This is a genomic window from Rhodococcus mengyinensis (genome assembly GCF_048381435.1).
Classification (GTDB): Bacteria; Actinomycetota; Actinomycetes; order Mycobacteriales; family Mycobacteriaceae; genus Rhodococcus_F; species Rhodococcus_F opacus_D.
On record NZ_JBLWIT010000100.1, the window covers coordinates 1 to 18269 of the forward strand.

Here is an 18269-nt window from a genome sequence, read left to right on the forward strand (position 1 = left end):
GGAACGCCACGTTGTCGAACAGGTTCATCGAGCCGAACAGGGCGCCGTCCTGGAACAGCACACCGAACAGCTTGCGGATCTCGTAGAGCTCCTTGGACGAGCACTCGAGAATGTTGGTGCCGTCGATCACGATCGAGCCCTGCTCCGGGCGGAGCAGACCGATCAGCGACTTCAGAAACACCGACTTACCCGTACCCGACGGCCCGAGCAACGCACTGACCTCACCAGAAGGGAGGGTCAACGTGACGTCCTGCCAGATCCTCTGCGAGCCAAACGACTTGGTTAGGTCGCGGACTGAAACTTCAACACCCATTTTGCGCTTACCTCTATCCGATCTTTGTCGAGATGAATTCACTGAGCATGTCCTCAGTCAGACCGCCGCCACCGACTGCAGCTGCGCTGCCGTCTCCGCGTGACCACATGGTTTCTCGCACAACGCTCGAATCGCCTCTACAGATACCGGACCGTCTCCCGCACTATCGATCCGGGCAAGCCATCCGATACCGACGAAGTGGAGCGAGTCACGCAATACTGCGACTGATGTCGGCGCACCGAGAATCTATTTCTCCGAGAGGGCAGATTCGATCCCGCCGACGTCGGTAATAACCCAATCGTTTCGACTGTCGATGTTCAGGCTGTATGTGGCAGTGGATTGTATTCCTTCAGGGGCTTGACTGTTTTTTGTCAGGACGCTGACAAAACAGTCGACAACATAGATTCCGTTGGACTCGGACCGGACTTTCGCAGCGATCGGGGTGGACGTCGAGACCCATTGCAAGGGGGTGATGATCTGTTCCATCGATGAAGCGGCTTGCGTCAGCTTGTTGGATAGTTCTGGGCCGGTGCCGTTCGTGAGACGCGATCGCCATGCCTGGATGTCCTGAAAGGACATGTCGGCTGCACCGACGGCGTAGTCGAGAGCGACTTGTTCCGCGTGTGTGCCGTTTTCTGCGCGAAGATTCATCTGATCGAGTTCATTAGACTTGTTGTGCAGCAACCAGCTCGACACCCCTAAGGCGGCAACGATTGCGAGGATGAGCGCCGAGACCACGAGTGTCTTGACGGAAATAGTGGAGTTTCCCGCACCGCGGCTACTTCCAATAATCCGGGCGAGACGGTCCGGTGCACCCCGTGAGTTCGACGGAGTATCAACGGTGTTGTCATCCTTGCCGGTTTCTTGGTTCATATTTCTAGCCTTTCCTGAGAACGTTATTGTCACCATTTTCGGCCGCCCACGGCGACGTCTGTGTTTACTTATTTACCTTGCAAATCGACCCGAAGGGTGACGCTGTCTCCGGTAGCGGTGGACGCCAGGGCAGTGTCGAGTAGGTGCCCGATATCGATTGTCCGAATTGATGCGGCACCCGCGCGCACCGCTGGCAGTGTGTCGACCGCAAGGATGTGTATGTCGGGTGCGGCCTTGTCGAGGAATCGTTGAAGCTCCGCGAGAAAGGGTCCCGTCCCGAGCGCAATGCCATCAGGCAACGGCGCGATGACGGACGTATCTGCTGCTGCGTTCAAGAAGCCACCGAGTCCGGTGCCGAATCTCGCGATATCCGTTGTGGTGTCGGACAGGCCGGGAGCGAGCCATGAGCTGTCCAACAGCAGCGACTGTGCGTTGTTCAGCAGGCCGGTCATATCGTCCGTGTTGTCGATCAACATTGTGGCGAGCAGCGCGCCGGCGCGGGAGAGGTCTTGCAAGACCTGGGTTCCTTGCGGCAGCGCGGTGTCGAGTTCATGGAAGATTTGCTGAAGCTTCTCGGGTTCCACTTGTTCCAGCAGCCGAGTCAGCCTTGCAGAGAGCTCTTTGACCGTGGTGGGCACGGTTACCCGATCCGCCGCGATCTCGGCGTCGTCTTCCAAGTACGGGCCGGTGTCGGAATGCGGAAGCACTGCTACGTACGCCTCGCCGAGTGCAGAGAGGTTGTCGAGCCGAAATGTGGCATCGACGGGAATGTCGTAGCTGCGGTCGTATTCCCAATCGACCTTCACACCGCCGGCGGACGGCACGACCGCGGTCACGGCACCGATCGGTACGCCGCGCAGGAGGACTCGCGACCCAACCACGAGACCGTTCGTATCCGGAACACCCATAGTGGCCGTTCGCAGATTCTCGAAGAGCTTGACCTGCAAGCCCAGCGCGTTCATGTAGATGAAGGACGCGATGGCGATTGCGAGCATCCCGGCCATCGAGATGCCGGTACGGACGTTCATTTGACCGCACCCAGCATACGGAGGACGTTCTCGACGTCGCCAAGGAGTTCCTCTCCCTGCGGTGAACTCACCGAGACGACGTTCACCGATGGGTTGCGAAGGAACGGCAGAATCGTCTCCCGGAGGAACGCGGACAGTATCTCGGCGTCCGCTGGGACGTCTTCGCCGGTTGTTCGGATTACCGCTGCGGTCGACGCCAGGGAGTTCAACATGGGCACCAACCACATTCCGCCCTCGAAGATAGAGCCGATGGAGGGCAGCAACGTGCCGACGTAGGACAGGACATCGACGTTGATGCGCTGCCAGTAGTGCATGGCCGTGGGCGTCAACATCTCGGAGATCTCAGCCGACTTGTCGTTGATCGACACAGCGGTGGAGTCGAGACCCTCCAGCGTGCGGTCGAGTTCGCCGGTGTTTTGTGAAAGATCGCGCAGGTCCACGGCTACGGTCGATGCAAGCTTCTCGACCTCGGGGACGCGGGGCATCACGTCATTGATACGAGTGATGGCGTCCTCGACCTTCTGCACGCTGCCGCCGTTGATGAAAGTCGCGAGGACCGCCATGGTGTCCTCGAGTTGGGGCGGTGAAGTCGTCTGGCTCAGCGGCACGGTGTCCCCCTCGCCGAGTATTCCGGCAGTGGAATGGTCGGGGTTCTTCTCGAGGGCTATGTAAGTGTCGCCGAGGAGTGTGTTCTGACGGATCACCGCTCTGAGGTCTGCAGGAAGCTGTGTGCCCTCTTCGATCCGGACGGCAACCTCCACCGCTTGACCGGTGACCGTTATCGGGCCGACTTCACCGATGCGCAGACCATCCATCATGACATCGGCCTGATCAGGGAGGTTCAACGCGCTCGCGAACTCGAGCATAACGGTATATCCGCTTCCGATACCCGACTTGGCCGACGGAAGGTCCGATGGTTGCATCGAGCACGACGTGCTCGCCACGACCGTGGTCATCAATACGGCCGCACAGAGAACCGATTTTGACCTGGTACAGAGATTCATCTACTTTCCTTTCGCAAGAACCAGGTCCAGAAGACGCACGTCGACCATTCGAACGTTGTTGTCGACAATCGAACAACTATGTGCGAGGGCTTGATTGAGCAATTCGCACCACTGCGGACCGTCCGGAGTGCTCACTTGCACAGTCGGTGGCCGGTACTGCACGGAAAACCCGCCGTCGCCTGCCGAGACTTGCCGTACCGCACCGGACATCGATGGCAGCGTCGACAGCAAGCTTTGGATGTCATCCGACCGTGTTGCCGCCACGCGGAGTACATCCGCCAACCCGTCCGCGGCCGGCCAGATGTCCCCGCTGTAGTTTGCCTGTATGTCGTAGATCGTGGCGACCAGCGGGCCGATGCCTTTGATGAGGTTCGTTCCTCCCGGCCACAGTCGATCGGAGGCGGAGGTGAGGACAGTCGGCAGGGTGTCGAACACCTCGCGGACTGTCGACCACTTCGCCAATGCGTCGGTTGTCAACGGTGCCAGATTGACGATGATCGATCGAATGTCCGCAATTGTGGCGTCCGGAGTCGACAGTGCGTCGGAGGAGTGCCGCAGCAGGGACTGTGCACCGTCGCCGTTGCCTCGCAACGCTTCGTCCAGGCCAGCGATGGCGTCGGCAACCGAGTCCTTGCCGGCGGATGGTTCGACCGACTCGAGGAAGTCGGCGAGTGAACCGGTGATCTCTGAAATGCTCTTCGGTGTTGCGGTGTGGGCCATTGCGATACAGTTGCCGGATGAAAGCTCGGCACCCCCGTCGTAGTTGCCGACCAATTCCAGGCTGCGGTCTGCCAGTAGCGATTTCGAGCGCGTCACGGCTTTGACGTCGGCTGGATACTGCCGCCCCGCGTCGAGGGAGAACGTGACCTCGACGTGGTCGCCCTTCGGCTGAATTCGTTCGACCTGACCGACCTTGTATCCCATTTGGGTGACCGGGTTTCCTTCGTACAATCCGACGGCGTCAGACATCAGTGCGCAGTAGCCGGATTCCGCCGTCGCGGCATCGGTTTTTCCCGTGACTGCGAAGCCTGCAACGCTCACAGCGGCGACGATTACACAGGCGATGGCGCCGATTGCTAGCTTCTTGTTGCCGAACATGTCAGCACATCCGTCCGGGTATCGGGATGCAGATCTCGGAAGCGAGCAACTTCCCCCCACCAAGCGTCGCGAGGCCTTCCGGGGTCAGTAGTGATTCCAGTTGTGCGCGCATCCCGGTCAGTTGGTCGACCACGGGGTTGATGGCGTCCTGCATATTCTTGAAGGCATCTCTGGCTTGATTCACGGCGTCCAGCAGTTCCTGCTTGTGGTTCAGGTAATACTCTTCAACGGGTATCAGTCGGATCAACGCGTCGCCCAGGAGTTCGTATGTCTCGTTGAATCCGTCCCGGTAGGTGTAGTAGGTGGCGAGTACGATGTTCACCTTCTCGACGAGCTGGAATACGAAATCGCGGCTTCCGTTGAAGGTTTGTAGGTATTCGGCGGTGAGGTCCAGTGTCGTTCTTACTTGGTCTCGCTGGTGGGCCATCACCGTCGCAATGCTGTCCAGTCCTTTGATCAGCGAGCCCACCGACGCCGAGTTGTGCTCGAGGCCTGCCGCCAGCTGCTCGATATCCGCCTTGACGACTGTCCCGTCGACGTTGTCCGTGACCCGTGGCACCGCTTGGAGGACGTCGGCGATCGAGTAGGGCATCTTGACGCGCTCCGGCGGGATGACGCTGTCCTGGAGTGGAGTGTCTCCGACCGGTATGACCGCGACATAGTACCCTCCGACCGGAGTCAGCATCCTGACTTCGATCCTCGTATCGGCGCCGATGAAGGTGCGGTCTTGGACTTCCATGTCCACATGCACGGTTGTCGGCTCCATGGACACCTTCGTCACTTTGCCGACGGCCACTCCGGCGACACGCACGTCTTGTCCTTCGCGTACCGAGGACGCGTCGGTCGTTTCGAACGAGATCGTCTTTTTCCCCATCGGGTGGATGTAGACGATCGTTGTCGCTGCCAGCGCGGCGACGACGACGATCAGGACCAGAGAACCCAGCAGGAATTCATTCCTCCCGAATCGTCGCATCCCAGCGGTGAGACGTGCGATACGCGAGTTTCGGGGCTTCATCGTTGGTTGCATACCACGACCTGACTGCCGTTGAGTAGCACCTTGACCGCAGCAGGAATATCCGCTGCGCCGTTAATGCAGTTCATATTTCCCGATCCTGCCGTTCTGAGCTCGGGCTGTTGCAGTCCGTCGAAGACAGCAGGCAGCAGACGAAGCGCTTCGGAGGCATCGTTGACTGACGAGAAGGCTGATGAGATGAGCGCGTCGACATCGAGATCGGGTGACAGCCCGATCTCGATCAGCAGTTGGTCGACCGGTGCCATGAATGCCGGTCCGTAGATCGACGTCTTGCGGAATTCGTCGAGGACGGTCATCGCTTGCTCTACGGGAACGCTGAAGTCACGAAGAAACTCGATTATTTGCGGGGACTTGCCACCGAGCGTTTCTGATACTCGTGACAGGTTTGCGACCAGTGTGGAGATCAGCTGCTCCCGATTTTGGGCATAGTTTCCCAGGGTATTGATGCTGTCGAGCATGGGGGCCAGTCCGCCCCCGTCGCCCTGCAGAATCGCGATTGCGTTCTCGGTGAACCGGTTGACTTCGTCGGTGCTGAGGGTGCTCAGCACCGGTTGTAGTCCGTTGAAAAGCTCAGTGATGTCGAACGACGGCTGCGTCATCTCGGTCGAGAGGTGATCGGTGAGGTCGCCGGCCTCGGACGGGACGGTCATGTCGACGTACCGTATCCCGGTCAGGTTCTGATATTTGACGGCAAGTCGGGTGTTCGTGGTGAGTTGATAGTCTCGTTCCAACGAGAAGGTCACTTCCGCACGGCTTTCGCCCTGGTCCTCAGTCAGCCTGATCGACTGCACCTTCCCGACCTTGACTCCCCCGATTCGCACATCAGCGTTTTCGTTGAGCCCCGACACATCCGTAAAATCCGCCGTATAGGAGTCGGTCGGTCCAGATACCGGGCTTTTGACCGCATTCATGATCAGAATGAACAGCATCACCGAGACGACGGCGGCAGCGCCCAATTTCAATAGCGGGATCGCATAAGCAGTTCTGAACTTCATCGCGGCCCCTCCTGACGAGGTTCCGGTCCCAGGCCGCTGAGGGCGAGTGGTGTTGCAAGCATGGGTAGGTTCTCCAACTCGATCCGGAGATTGAGTGTCTTGGCACCGTCGGGGCCGGTCATGGCACGGTCGTAGCGCTCGACAACGGTACCCAGCTTTCCGGTCAGCGCGCCCTGATCGAGCAGGTCCGGAACGACATCGGACAGGGTCTTCACGGCTTCCGTAGCCGGTGCGAGCTCGGCCGGGTGCGACGCCAAGAGGTGGCCGGCCGCTGAGAACAGCGAACCGCTTCCCAGTTCCAGCCCTGCGCCGGTATCGTCGAGGAATTGGTCGTCGACTCCCCGGGAGCCATCCGGCAGACGGTTGAATTTGGTATCGAAGATTCCGTACAGCGCATCTACTGTCTCGCGGTCGAACGCCGGGAGAACGTCCAGGACAGCGTTCGCATCATTGAACAGAGTGCTGGGCAATGCTCGCTGGGTCTTCGCAATCGTATCGGCAAAGACGATGCCGGATTGGATCATCGGGTTCAATCCGTTGGTGTACCGGATGACTTTGTCGAGTGTTGCGATCATGTCGTTCGTGAGTGTCCCGTTGATGACGAGCGATCCCTTTTCGATCATGGTCGACATGGTGAAGTCTCCCAACGGGATCCGGTTCAAAGTTTGCCCTGCGACGAGCTGGCTTCCCCCCGGCTGGCCGATGACATTGACACCGGTCACGCCGAAGTAGTTCGCCGGACGAAAATCGACATCGAAGGCGTCAGTTAGTCCGTCGATGTCGCTCGTGTTGAGGGACAGACCCATCCGCACCGATCCATCGGAGATCTTCTCCAGTCCAACGACCTCACCGACCTCTGCCCCACGCAATATCACCTTGGTACCTGTGGCGACTCCCGGCGCGACATACGGGAGGTCCATGCTGAGCGGGAGGGAGCCGTGCCCTTGACTGTGCCGGTAAATTGCGGTGATTGCGAGCGCCACGACGGCGACGGTCACGATCACGGCGATGGCGACAATATGTAGGGCCCGTTGTTGCCGCCGACCCGTGCCTCGAAGAAAATCCTGTTCCACCGCGCTACCCCTTGAAAACCATCGAGGGGCTGAAACCCCACAGCAGAATGGACAACACGAAATTCATGACGACGATTGCGACCAGACTCGCGCGGATGGCGCGCCCGGAAGCTAGTCCGACGCCGGCCGGTCCCCCGCTCGCGAAGTAACCGTAATAGCAATGGATGAGAGTCACGACGGCGCAGAATGTCACCGCCTTCAACAGTGAGTAACCCACATCTGTGGCACTGATGAACTGGCTGAAGTAGTGATCGTAGGTGCCGGGTGCTTCACCGTGGAAAGTCTTGATGATCGTTGCGCCCGTGAGGAAACTGACGACCAGCGCGAGCAGATACCCGGGCACGACACACAGCATCCCGCCGACCAATCGTGTCCCGACCACGAACGGAATTGCTCGAAGCCCCAGAGCCTCGGTTGCGTCAATCTCCTCGGAGATACGCATCGCACCGATCTCGGCCGTCATCCGGCATCCCGCTTGCGCGGCGAAACCGATGCCGGTGACGATCGGTGCCATCTCTCGGATGTTGGCGAATGACCCAATGATGCCGCTCAGTGCACCAAACCCCAAAAGGTTCAACGCATCGTACGCCTCGATGGCAATGACGGCCCCGACCGCGACACCCAAGATCAACAGCAGACTGATAACGCCGCCGTCCACAATCAGGGAACCGCGACCCCACGCCATACTGTTCATCGTTTTGAAGGTCTGATGCCGGTACAAACGCAGTGTCGTCGGCAACAAGTAAAACGTCTTCCCGACAAAGATCGTCACCCGTCCGACCTCGCCGAGAAGGCGATGTACACCCGAACGAATCGGCCGCAACAGGGAAGTCACGCGCGGGAAGGCGCTGTAGCTCGATGGTCTGCTCATGACTACGCCAGCTGACCTTGAAAGAACATCGACTGCAACTGGCTGACCAAGAGATTCACGATAAAGATCGAAACCACGCTTAAGACCACGGAGGAATTCACCGCATCAGCGACGCCTCTCGGTCCACCCTTGGCTTCCAGTCCGCGAAGACTGGCGATCAGAACAACGATGCCGGCGAAGAGCAGAGTCTTCAAAATGGCGAACCACACGTCCACCGGCGTAGCAAATGCGCCGAAGGATTGCCAGAAGCTCCCCGGCACCACGCCATTGACGTAGGTCGCGATTGTCAGTCCAGCGAAGACACCAGCCGCGATGATGATCACGCACAGCATCGGGGCTATCACGATCATTGCCAGGAAACGAGGCATGACCAAGCGCTCGACCGGATCGATTCCCATCACGCGCATCGCATCAATTTCTTCGCGGATCGAGCGAGCTCCGAGGTCCGAGGCGACCGCCGATGCGGCGGCACCACTCATCAAGAGCCCCGCCGCCATCGGTGCACCTTGCCCCACGACACCGAGTCCGCTCGCAGCACCCGCGAGGGAATTCGCACCGACCTGATTCATCAGTCCACCCACTTGCACGGACACCTCCGCCCCGAGGGGAACCGCCATGAGAACCGCGGGAAGCGCGGTCACTTTCAACAGCGACCACATCTGGGTAAGAACCTCCTCGAGGGGAAGGCGCAACCGTACGATGTCCACCACTGCGTACCGGACGACTTCAGCACTCAGTTGCGCGGACCGGCCCAGCGTTGCAAGGGAGCGCTTCGGGGCAACAGTGAGGTAAGTGACCACCTTGCTCGAATGTCGGCGGCGTTGCGCCCGCTCCTGGCCACTAGCAGAGCTCTGCGGCTCAGCGGTCTGCAAGGTAGTCATCTGACCTACCTCCGTTCACGAGATGGTTTGCCTGCAACGTGGGAAGCCCCCTGACGACGCGGCTACCCGGTTCCGCGGCCGTTGCTCCGCCGCTGGCGCCCACGAGGGGCCGACAGGTGACAACGGCAATACACGAGCCTGGTGGTGAGTCGCTCATCGACCTACAAACGCCTTCCATCGGTTCTGGTTGGTGCCCTGGATCGCATCCCCGGGCCACTTGTGAGTCAGGCCTACGCCGATCACTGCTGTGGTGGACATCACCAACTCTGACATACCGAGCATCACTATGCAACAAACTCCGCAACTATTGCTGTTCTGCAGTACGCATACAGTTGCCTCGACTCGGTATTGAAGCGATATGTGCACGCAAGTCGACTACCTAAACTGCGCAGTTGTGCGTCTTACACTCAACGGAACCCTGGGTCATACAGCGCGCACCGCTCCGGCGTAACCGCTGGCAGTTAAGACGGGCGGTTGTCAGCTGCGAGACTGCGCAAGATGCGCGTCGAGCAGGTTGCCGTTGCGCACACCAAGTACTGCCTGGGTCCACCGCTGCGCTATCCAGGTCGTTGTCACCACTGTCGCAATGATGAGCGTGGTCATCACCGCGAGTGCGACGTAGTCGAGAGCGGGGGGCAGGTTCGAGTAGAGCGCGAGGTAGAGAGGCCATCCAGTCGCAGCGAAGATCATCGGTAGGACCAATGTCGGGATAATCAAGCCCGCGAACAGTCGCCGCCAGCCGGTGAGGCGATCAGTAACGATGTAGATCACGAGACCACCCACCAGTGGAACGCCGGCCATCGCCGCGACACCGCCGAAAAATTTCAGCGGGGCTTCGCCGTAGTACACCCATGCGCCCATCCGGAGGTTGACCAGCTCGACGCAGACTACGGACAGCACACCCACCAAGGCAATCAGATGCAGTGTGCGGCGCGAGATTCCGGACCTCATCGCTTGCGCGATCAAATAGGGCAGCAACCCGACCCACGGTACGTAGCCGATGACCAGAAACCACGGGATGTCCCGCCCGAAGGCGGTGAAAGCCGTGGGATGGTTCTCCGCATAGGAGATCTTGCCCAGAACGTCGAAGATCGGCTCGTTGAGGGCACAGATCAGGGCGCCGATGCACAGCGCGATCGGGAGTGCGTCGCGTCGGCGTATGGCAATCGCGACAGCATAAGCAAAGGCGGCGGCCGCGGCGGATCCGAAGAAGACGAGCAACACCGCCGGGCTTGCTGCCGATGTGATGACCGGCGCTTCGAACATGTCACTGGGCGACATCAGAACCCCTCAGGACGTGCGGACTGAACCGATCGAGGCGAATATCTACGATCAGATCCGGCTGATATTTGTTTGTTGTCAATGAATTTCACCCCACCCAGCGCCGTGCTGCCGCCACTTCCGGGCGAGAGAAGGCTGCAGGAGACTGTCGAGGATGGGGACGTAACCGCAACCGCGGAGGTGGACGTGCTGCGCGCCGGGAAGGGCTCGGCTGGTGGGAGTGTGCGTGGGCCTGGAACAGCGCATCCCATGTGCCCCACGCTCTCGTGACTGAAGATTGTGCACAGTTGCCCCGGACCGAAAGGCATATAGCCCCGAATAAACGGCAAGCGAAATCGAAAGCTTCCGCATAATCCGCGCCGCCGATGACGTCCCCGAATCCGGTCTCTGCGGCCGCGACCCCATCAGCTCCCCCGTTCCGTGCGGGAAAATGAGACCGCTGCGCAACCCACCGGACACTCCTTCGACGTTATCGATGTGGCTAGCATCCCCATCGAGTTGACAGGTTGTCAATAGGATGGGGAAAATGAACCGACCGGGGACGACTGACTATCAGTCCTTCCATGCCCTATGCTGGGACTTTGAAGTGGTGAGCACCCCGTCTAAAAGTCAACAAGCGGGGCGAGGATTACGACAGGAGCGGCAATTGGCTACCCCGAGCGGACTGCAACCGCAGCGCATGGATGCGACCGAACGGCGCGAACAGATCCTCACCTGCGCAATGCGTTTGTTCGAGAAGCACCCCTACAGCGAGGTATCGACCTCCGACATCGCAACGGAGGCCGGGATCGCCCGGCCGCTGATTCACCACTACTTCGGCACGAAGCACGAGTTGTACCTCGAAGTCGTCCGACGCCTGTCCTACGTCCCTGCCGCGGCGATCAGTAGCATTCCGGAGGGAACCCTCGAGGAACGGATCGACGCCAGCATCGAGCGGTGGCTGACGGTTGCGAAGCGACACCGAAACATGTGGTTGTCGACAATCACCATGGAGGGGTCCGGACGCGATCACGCAATAAGTCAGATCCTGCAACAAGCGGATGAGATCGCCGCAGACCGCATACTCGAAGCGCTGGACCTCACCGGAACAGGCCCCGACCAACTGCGCCTGCATGCGATGGTGCGCGCGTACGGCGGTATGGCAAAGGTCGCCAGTCGCCTATGGCTCGTTGATCAAACACTCTCCCGCGAAGAGGTGCACGCATTGCTTACTCAGACGTTGCGCAGCATCGTCGAGGAGGTGGCACCGAAGTTCCTCTAGCGGTGGACAGCTGAGGAAGAAGTGATCCCGCCCAAATGGGCACGCGCAAGTACCTCATACAGAGTCCTGCACCATGCCAGTGTCAGTCGCAGGGTGACGGTACTGGCAAGTCTCTCGGAGCAACCCTCACGCTCTGGAAGAGAAGATTCACTCAGCTCTGCACACCGACCGCGCCGGCAAGTAGGTCGCCGGCACCGTCGAGTCCCCAATCTGCCGGCGCTGCCCGGGCCAGTTCACCTGCCGCCGCCGGGACATTCAATTTCGGTGGGCGTAACCGCAACCGGAACTCCGGCCCAGGACGGCATGCGAGTTGGGCCGGGACGTGGTCCGAGGAGGCGGACGAATTCCGCGTAGAAACTCGCTCGAGCGGACCGACTGCCAGAGAGACCATCCGCGGTTTCGTAGACGCGTAGAACAGTGTTCCTGTGTAGGTTGGGGCCACGGTCGGGCCGCAAGTCCCGCACCGACCATGGCGTAGATCGTCGTCGAGAGGTGCGCGGTGCCATCGACAATCGACGCATCAACGAACCGTCCTTGTCCGGTCAGCTCTGCTCAACGTAATCCTATTAGAACTCGAGGGTGACGTGGAGGGCGCCGCCGACAAAATCTCCGACGAGATTAAGCGGGACCGGTGGGGCTAGTCCCAAAGCCGTGTAGTTGTGTCGTGGGTTGTGTTGTCAAGGGTCGATGCCGGTGAGGATGTTGATGGCGATGGTGGCCTTGAGGCTTGGCCCCCGGGTGCGGCCGCGGGCAGTGCTGGCGACGAACTTGGAGATCGCTCGTTTGACCACGCGGGGGTTGGTTCGTAATCGTCGGGCGGGCATGAGGTGGTCGAAGACGCGTTCGCCGATGATGCCGACGAGGTCGACGACGGTGGTTTCGATGACACCCGCGGCGTGAATGAGCTGGTCGCGGGCCGCGTTGAGGGCGATGGTGAAGCTGGGTGCGGGCGCGCAGCACCCGGCCACCGAGGATCGTCGATTTCAGCTCCAGGAACGCGGTCTCGATCTCCCACCGATCGTGGTACAAACGGACGATTTCGTTTGCGGGACAGTCGGGATCGAGGAGGGTGGTCACCAGCTTGTAGGTCTCGCTGCGTGTCCCGCACTGGTTGTGATGGTGATCTCGCAGCACAGGACACGGACCTCGACCAGGCCCATCCGGACAGGTAGGAGCCGTCGGGCAGCCGGGCGCAGACCGGGAGGTTGCGGCTGTTCTTGACCCGGACCAGCAGGTGCGCACCGGTGTCGCGGACCGCGCGAGCAACGCCTGTGAGGCGAAGTTGCGGTCGGCCAGCACGATCATCCCGCGGTGCCTCCCCCGGAGTAGGTCGAGGGTGTAGGTGGTTTCCCCGACGCTGCTGGCACCGAACGTCGCGTCGATCACGGTGCGGGTGCCGCACGCCACCACGGCGAGCAGGCGCACCATCGGATACCCGGTGCCGCCGTGATACCCGCCGCCCCGGTGGTAGACCTGCAGATTCGCCGCGGTGTCCGGGCAGCACATCATGGCGGGCGTCGATGGCGGTGACCAGTAGCCCCCGCCAGTACACGCCCTTCGTGGCCAGGCGGCGGCGGCAGACCCGGTTGGCGAAGATTCGGGAGGGCGAAGGCCGCCGCCTCGGCCGAGGCCCGGCAGGCGGCACGGGAGCGGACCGACGGCGGACCACAGACCGTCGCGACGACGATGACACCGCTGCGGGTGTGGGGGCAAGCGCGGCCGGTAAGGCGACGCCGAAACCGAAGGCGCAACGCGGGCTTCACCGACCCGGACTCGAAGATCACACTGACCGGCGACGCGGCCTTCCAACAGTGTTACAACGCGCAGGCCGTGGTCGACGAGAAACATCAGGTGATCGTGGCCACCGACGTGAACACCAACGCCGCCGATGTCGGCAATCTGATGCCGATGACCGAACAGGCCGTGACTACACCGGGCAGGTCCCGGACCAGGTCCTCGTCGGCGCCGACGCTCGGCCGACAGCCTCGACCGCGCCGCCGAGTTCGCCGACGAACGCGGCACCGAGTTCTATGTCGCGACCGGGCGTTGGCGCCGTGACGACCCACCACCGGTGTCCTCACCCGGGCGAATCCCCAAGTCCGCGAACGGCAAGCAACGAGTGGCCCGCAAGCTGGCCACCCGGAAGGGCCGCATACGCCCGCCGCAAAGCCATCGTCGAACCGGTCTTCGGCCAGATGAGCACCCTGCAGAACGCCAAACACCTGCTACTCCGCGGACTCGACCAGACCCGCGGCGAATGGCTGCTGCTCGCCGCCTGTCACAACCTCCGCAAGCTCCACAGCGCAGTCGGTGTCCACGGCCTCGCGGCCCTCACGGCGATCTGACCGGCTGGTCAGCCGCTACCGCAGATCCTAAGCCGGCCATCCGCGCAACTTACGTCCATACCGAACCCACCCACCGCCGCGCAATCCACTCCAGTCGCACCATCGCGACAACCCCGATTGGCAATACTGACCCAGGCTCCTAGCCAGAGACGCTCCATGGCCCCGGCGAAAATCCTTCGATCAGAGCACGGCTGTAGACCGTTGGGCCGACGCCGATCACGACGGCGTCACTCATTGCGGTGCACCTGCACCTTGTGGGCTACTCCATGAGATTCGTGGTTTCTCCGGCGCGCACTGATGTCGTCCCGAATGTTTTTCAATTCGAGGCTGTCTCGAATCATTGTTGAAGCGAAGGTGACCATCCCGAAGGCCATAGCGATTGCGTATGTTCCGGCGATCCAGCCAGCCCATTGCGGTACGTCAGAGTGCAGTGTCACCCACACCGGCCATGCACAGGTAGCGTGGGTTGCGGCGAATGCCGTTGGGGAGACGGTCAGCAAGGCCAGCCTGCGCCATCCGCTCAGCCGGTGTTCGAGGGCGAGGAGCAGCCACACTCCGACTGCGGCGACGGCGCCGTTGACGAAGGCCCACCACACTGGGAACCCGAACAATGTATACGGCGAGAAGTCGAAGTAGACGCCGACATCGAGTATCGGTGCGCCGAGGTATTCCACGAACAGATCCATTGCAAAGACTGTTGCGAAGACTTTCCACAGGCTGGTGCCCCGCAGGACGAATCGAGAACCGACATAGACCGTCCCTCCCCAGAACAGTGCGTAGCCCAGCAACAGGAAGGCGGGCTGCGGAACTCCCACCGCCGTGTACACCACCCACGGATTGTCTTTGGCATACCAGACCTTACCCATTGTGTCGACAATCGGCTCGAGGCCTACTGAGAGCAGACCGCTTCCCAGCATGAGCAGTGGCAGAGTGTCTTTTCGGCGCACCGCGAAGGCCAGACACCACAGTGCGATGATCACGAACCCGACCCCCACGACAAGGGTGAAGAACCACGCTGCGCTAGACGCACTCAAATCTTCTGGGCGTGGCCCCAGGCTTCTCAACGGTAACGACAGAGATTCTGTCACTACTACTCCTTGCTCGCTTCTCGATTGCGCGGTCCGTCCCGCAAACCTTCACGGCACATACGTAGGCGATCGAAGTTGTGCAGTTATTGGTTTCTGCGTTCAGAACGGGGGGCTGCACCGCCGTCGCCCACGACGATGCGTTGTCCTGTGATGTGACCACAATCCTCGTTGGCGCGAGGGGGCGAGGATAGGACGAGGAAGTCGCGACCGCAACGGCGAGCCCGTGTCGGGCGCCTGCGCAGCCGTCACGCCAATTAAGTCACAATAGGTCCCTCGATGCGAGATTGCAGACTAAGCTAGCGGCTAGTATACGCATAGTGAGCACCAAAGCAGAAGAGAGTAGCAATAAGTGGCCAGACTATAGTGTACTTATTACGCAGTTGCCACTTCAGCAACCGGGGGCCGGCGGCTGTCGTTCGTTTGAGTAACGGATGTCTCGGTTGCCGTCTCGAAGTCGAGCGGGCACAAGTGCGAGGCTGCCTTGCACATAGCAGTCGGGAGGAAGGCAACTATGAGGCATCGGATGCAGAATGAAGGCATCGTGGAACTCAGACCTCCCTCGATCGAGGGAGCGTCCGCTGGCCAGTCCTTGCTGGGGCCGAACTCTCGTTCCAAGCCAGGCCTCGACGAGCTGGACAGAACACTTATCGCCCTCCTGCTCGAAGACGGACGGATGTCAAATCGAGAACTCGCCTCGGCGGCCGGCACGACGAACGTAACGGCCGGAGCTCGAATCAAACGACTTGTCAACGACAGAGTGCTCATCTTTACCGCCCTCTTCGACTGGGAAGCCGCCGGTTACGAATGGTTCGTCATCGCCAAGATCAACGTCGAGGGCCGGCCCCCGCGTGAGGTGGCCGACGACTTGGCCAAGCTTCCCGGATGTGAGGCGGTGGCAATTGTCTTCGGCGACGTCGATGTACTCGCGTACTTCGTCATGCGGGACCGGGCAGAGCTCCATCAGTTGATCGCGGAGGAACTTGCATCAATTCCTGGGATCAGCTCGATGAAGATGGATCTGTCGACCGAGTCCACTGTGACGTCACTGGGCAGGCAGTTCTTCCTAGCCCGCAACGCCCCCTCAATCCGGCTTCCCGATCCCGTCATCGATCTTGACGAACTCGATGCGTCAATCATGCAGGAGCTTTTGTGTGACGGGCGGCAGTCGAGTCGCAGTATCGCCCGTCAACTGGATGTGTCGGAAGGAACCGTGCGCGCACGGATTCAACGCCTGACCGGGTCGGGGTTGATGCGCATCGTCGCTATGGTCGAGCCGTTGGCCTTAGGCATGATCGGCGTCATTGCCAGCATCGGCCTCCGAGTCGATCGCGACGCGGTCGCGACAGTGGCTTCAGCAGTACGCAAGCTTCCACAAACCATATTTCTGGCTGTCACGGTGGGAAGCGTCGATATTTCGGTGGCGATCGCCGCCAAAGACCAGGATGACATGCTCGAGACGGTGCTCAGCCAATTGCGAACACTTCAAGGTGTGCGTTCGACGGAGACTTTGCAGATGATCGACGTCGTCCGTTTCGCGCCCTACATGAAGAGACTGAATTAGCCTCGTAGTAGTAGCGGTTTGCTTAGCGATCGGCCCAGCCGTTCGTTACATCGATCGCCCCTCGCAACATGACGGTGGCACTCGTCCAGGGGTCGGGAGGGCCATGATCTCTAGGTTCGGGCGACAGCTATTCGACGCGATGTCGCGCCCGCCTACCTCTCACGCGGTGTGTCCGTATTCGAACGCCACCGAGGCAACATCCGGCACGACCGGCCCGGGAAAAGTCAACTCGATAGTCACTCCGAGCTCGAACGCGCCCTCGAGCTCGGACCGACACCGACCACAGCGGCGACCGTCAAATCGGTGGCATCGCATCCAGCTCGCTTCACGGTCAGACGCGCGCCGAACATCCAGGGCAGGGCGAGCTGCCCGACAGCGCCACGGACACGTCGGCCGCCGCGTGTGTCAGGAGGCGGACTTGTTCCGCGACCGCCCGTTGAGCGCAGCTTCAGCCCCCGGATCGCTACCGAGTTTGTACGCCTCGGTCGACCCCGGCCAGTTCTCGGCGAGGTCCGGCGGCACGACCAGAGCCTCGCGGGCGTCGGGGATGACGAAGGTCGACGCACGCGTGCGACCGCCAGGTGCGCGCTGCGCCTTCTGCGCCGCCTCGATGATCTCGGCAACGTTGGCCTTGACGAACGAGTTCCAGACCTGGCTTCCGCGTTCGCTGCGCATGAATGCCGACAGCGCCTTGAACGACAGCCGGACCGCGAGCGTGGACCGCAGCTTCGGTTTCCGATCGATCGAGATCAATCGCCGCTCCTCGGGAGACATGATCGACATCGCCATGTCCGACATCGCCCGCAGACCGAACATCGCCGGGATCCGGTAGTACACCGGAAGATCGCCGATCACGGTACCGCGCGGGTACTTGCCGTGTCCGAATGGTTCGAGGATCTCTCGCGCCTGCAGACCGGGCGCGAACTTGACCCTCGCGTGAGCGAGGAAGTCAACGGATTCACCGAACGTGTTCGGCATGTGATCGGGATCGACACCCAACAGGGCAGCCGGAACCTGCTGCTCCCTGACGAACTGGTCCCGTTTGACGGCCGGCAGCTCACCGTAGAGCGCCTCGTACGCTTCGCGGAACGAATCGACCAACATCACCTGCGTCAGCGCGAGCTCGTAGTCCGCATGCGCGCGGTAGTTTTGACCCGTCATCGGCTCGGTCCCGACAATCCGGGTGTGTGTGCGACGCACCATCGCGCTGAACCGTATCGCGTCGTCCCGAGTTCCGTACGTCGCGCCGTAGGTGTACATCGCGACATGGCGGAATCGGCTGATCGGGTCGTCACCGAAGCTGTCGTGATCGACGGCGGCGGCTGCGAAGTCCGGATGCAGGGTGAGAAGCATCGCCTCCCGCAGCAGACCAACGAGAAACACCGCCGGGTCTTCCATCACCGTCCAGGTCACGGACCCGGGGCCGAGCGCCCAGTCGACCGGATCTTTCTCGTGTGGCTTCGTCGCGAGGGCCGGACGTGCCACCTTTTCCTCAGCTGTGCTGGTCATGATGCTCCAATCGTTATGAGCTGTCGACAGTCTCGCATTTCTCGTTCAGCGGACC

General features: G+C 61.0%; 17 protein-coding genes and 1 pseudogene. 3 read left to right on the forward strand and 15 right to left on the reverse strand.

From position 1 onward, the window contains the following. The 11 genes from ACNJ7E_RS19200 to ACNJ7E_RS19250 all read right to left on the reverse strand — a co-directional run. Positions 1-313: ATP-binding cassette domain-containing protein (locus ACNJ7E_RS19200; protein ID WP_418340706.1), on the reverse strand; the 313-nt coding region annotated here is incomplete at its 3' end. Positions 314-559: 246 nt separating this feature from the next. Beyond that, a complete protein-coding gene (locus ACNJ7E_RS19205; RefSeq protein ID WP_418340707.1) occupies positions 560-1186 on the reverse strand; it encodes a hypothetical protein in 627 nt (208 codons plus the stop codon). A gap of 68 nt (positions 1187-1254) precedes the next feature. Then, entirely contained in the window at positions 1255-2214 is a 960-nt protein-coding gene (locus ACNJ7E_RS19210) for an MlaD family protein (RefSeq protein ID WP_418340708.1), read from the reverse strand. Beyond that, positions 2211-3080 carry an MlaD family protein gene (locus ACNJ7E_RS19215; RefSeq protein ID WP_418340709.1) on the reverse strand — a complete coding sequence of 290 codons (870 nt, stop codon included), beginning with the start codon at positions 3078-3080 and terminating at the stop codon, positions 2211-2213. Before ACNJ7E_RS19215 ends, ACNJ7E_RS19210 begins: the two co-directional genes overlap by 4 nt. Positions 3081-3218: 138 nt before the next feature. Further along, the gene (locus ACNJ7E_RS19220) at positions 3219-4316 is read right to left on the reverse strand and encodes an MlaD family protein (protein WP_418340710.1); all 1098 of its coding nucleotides are present in this window, start codon (positions 4314-4316) and stop codon (positions 3219-3221) included. 1 nt (position 4317) lies between these two features. Then, a complete protein-coding gene (locus tag ACNJ7E_RS19225) occupies positions 4318-5331 on the reverse strand; it encodes an MlaD family protein (RefSeq protein WP_418340711.1) in 1014 nt (337 codons plus the stop codon). Then, positions 5328-6344, reverse strand: a complete 1017-nt coding sequence (locus tag ACNJ7E_RS19230) for an MlaD family protein (protein ID WP_418340712.1) — start codon at positions 6342-6344, stop codon at positions 5328-5330. Before ACNJ7E_RS19230 ends, ACNJ7E_RS19225 begins: the two co-directional genes overlap by 4 nt. Beyond that, a complete protein-coding gene (locus ACNJ7E_RS19235; RefSeq protein WP_418340713.1) occupies positions 6341-7417 on the reverse strand; it encodes an Mce family protein in 1077 nt (358 codons plus the stop codon). The genes ACNJ7E_RS19230 and ACNJ7E_RS19235 overlap by 4 nt, the downstream gene beginning before the upstream one ends. 4 nt (positions 7418-7421) lie before the next feature. Then, entirely contained in the window at positions 7422-8288 is an 867-nt protein-coding gene (locus ACNJ7E_RS19240) for an MlaE family ABC transporter permease (RefSeq protein WP_418340714.1), read from the reverse strand. Between the two features lie 2 nt (positions 8289-8290). Beyond that, the gene (locus tag ACNJ7E_RS19245) at positions 8291-9169 is read right to left on the reverse strand and encodes an MlaE family ABC transporter permease (RefSeq protein WP_418340715.1); all 879 of its coding nucleotides are present in this window, start codon (positions 9167-9169) and stop codon (positions 8291-8293) included. A 477-nt stretch (positions 9170-9646) separates the two neighbouring features. Then, positions 9647-10450, reverse strand: coding sequence for a hypothetical protein (locus tag ACNJ7E_RS19250; RefSeq protein ID WP_418340716.1), 804 nt, complete (start codon positions 10448-10450; stop codon positions 9647-9649). A gap of 526 nt (positions 10451-10976) precedes the next feature. Here ACNJ7E_RS19250 and ACNJ7E_RS19255 point away from each other — a divergent pair. Next, positions 10977-11711 (forward strand): TetR/AcrR family transcriptional regulator, encoded by a 735-nt coding sequence (locus tag ACNJ7E_RS19255; RefSeq protein ID WP_418340717.1) that lies wholly within the window; start codon positions 10977-10979, stop codon positions 11709-11711. 677 nt (positions 11712-12388) lie between these two features. Here ACNJ7E_RS19255 and ACNJ7E_RS19260 read toward each other — a convergent pair. Further along, entirely contained in the window at positions 12389-12679 is a 291-nt protein-coding gene (locus ACNJ7E_RS19260; RefSeq protein ID WP_418340738.1) for a hypothetical protein, read from the reverse strand. A 25-nt stretch (positions 12680-12704) separates the two neighbouring features. After that, positions 12705-13559 (reverse strand): annotated as a pseudogene (locus ACNJ7E_RS19265) (transposase); the annotation flags it as partial. Positions 13560-13741: 182 nt separating this feature from the next. Between ACNJ7E_RS19265 and ACNJ7E_RS19270 the strand changes: the two are divergent. After that, on the forward strand, positions 13742-14056 hold the full coding sequence (locus ACNJ7E_RS19270; RefSeq protein ID WP_418340718.1) for a transposase: 315 nt from the start codon (positions 13742-13744) through the stop codon (positions 14054-14056). A gap of 227 nt (positions 14057-14283) precedes the next feature. Here the strand turns inward: ACNJ7E_RS19270 and ACNJ7E_RS19275 are convergent, their stop codons facing one another. Further along, the gene (locus ACNJ7E_RS19275) at positions 14284-15036 is read right to left on the reverse strand and encodes a hypothetical protein (protein ID WP_418340719.1); all 753 of its coding nucleotides are present in this window, start codon (positions 15034-15036) and stop codon (positions 14284-14286) included. Positions 15037-15667: 631 nt separating this feature from the next. Here ACNJ7E_RS19275 and ACNJ7E_RS19280 point away from each other — a divergent pair. Continuing rightward, entirely contained in the window at positions 15668-16705 is a 1038-nt protein-coding gene (locus ACNJ7E_RS19280; RefSeq protein ID WP_418340720.1) for an Lrp/AsnC family transcriptional regulator, read from the forward strand. A gap of 405 nt (positions 16706-17110) precedes the next feature. Here the strand turns inward: ACNJ7E_RS19280 and ACNJ7E_RS19285 are convergent, their stop codons facing one another. Beyond that, positions 17111-18214 (reverse strand): oxygenase MpaB family protein, encoded by a 1104-nt coding sequence (locus ACNJ7E_RS19285; protein ID WP_418340721.1) that lies wholly within the window; start codon positions 18212-18214, stop codon positions 17111-17113. Positions 18215-18269 lie beyond the last annotated feature (55 nt).

What these genes read in the sequence shown, in the direction of transcription:
- ACNJ7E_RS19245 (WP_418340715.1), bottom strand. Translation starts at nt 9,169, where the DNA reads ATGACTACCTTGCAGACCGCTGAGCCGCAGAGCTCTGCTAGTGGCCAG.
- ACNJ7E_RS19285 (WP_418340721.1), bottom strand. Translation starts at nt 18,214, where the DNA reads ATGACCAGCACAGCTGAGGAAAAGGTGGCACGTCCGGCCCTCGCGACG.
- ACNJ7E_RS19215 (WP_418340709.1), bottom strand. Translation starts at nt 3,080, where the DNA reads ATGCTCGAGTTCGCGAGCGCGTTGAACCTCCCTGATCAGGCCGATGTC.
- ACNJ7E_RS19250 (WP_418340716.1), bottom strand. Translation starts at nt 10,450, where the DNA reads ATGTCGCCCAGTGACATGTTCGAAGCGCCGGTCATCACATCGGCAGCA.
- ACNJ7E_RS19210 (WP_418340708.1), bottom strand. Translation starts at nt 2,214, where the DNA reads ATGAACGTCCGTACCGGCATCTCGATGGCCGGGATGCTCGCAATCGCC.
- ACNJ7E_RS19280 (WP_418340720.1), top strand. Translation starts at nt 15,668, where the DNA reads ATGCAGAATGAAGGCATCGTGGAACTCAGACCTCCCTCGATCGAGGGA.
- ACNJ7E_RS19220 (WP_418340710.1), bottom strand. Translation starts at nt 4,316, where the DNA reads ATGTTCGGCAACAAGAAGCTAGCAATCGGCGCCATCGCCTGTGTAATC.
- ACNJ7E_RS19230 (WP_418340712.1), bottom strand. Translation starts at nt 6,344, where the DNA reads ATGAAGTTCAGAACTGCTTATGCGATCCCGCTATTGAAATTGGGCGCT.
- ACNJ7E_RS19225 (WP_418340711.1), bottom strand. Translation starts at nt 5,331, where the DNA reads ATGAAGCCCCGAAACTCGCGTATCGCACGTCTCACCGCTGGGATGCGA.
- ACNJ7E_RS19240 (WP_418340714.1), bottom strand. Translation starts at nt 8,288, where the DNA reads ATGAGCAGACCATCGAGCTACAGCGCCTTCCCGCGCGTGACTTCCCTG.
- ACNJ7E_RS19270 (WP_418340718.1), top strand. Translation starts at nt 13,742, where the DNA reads ATGTCGCGACCGGGCGTTGGCGCCGTGACGACCCACCACCGGTGTCCT.
- ACNJ7E_RS19255 (WP_418340717.1), top strand. Translation starts at nt 10,977, where the DNA reads ATGAACCGACCGGGGACGACTGACTATCAGTCCTTCCATGCCCTATGC.
- ACNJ7E_RS19205 (WP_418340707.1), bottom strand. Translation starts at nt 1,186, where the DNA reads ATGAACCAAGAAACCGGCAAGGATGACAACACCGTTGATACTCCGTCG.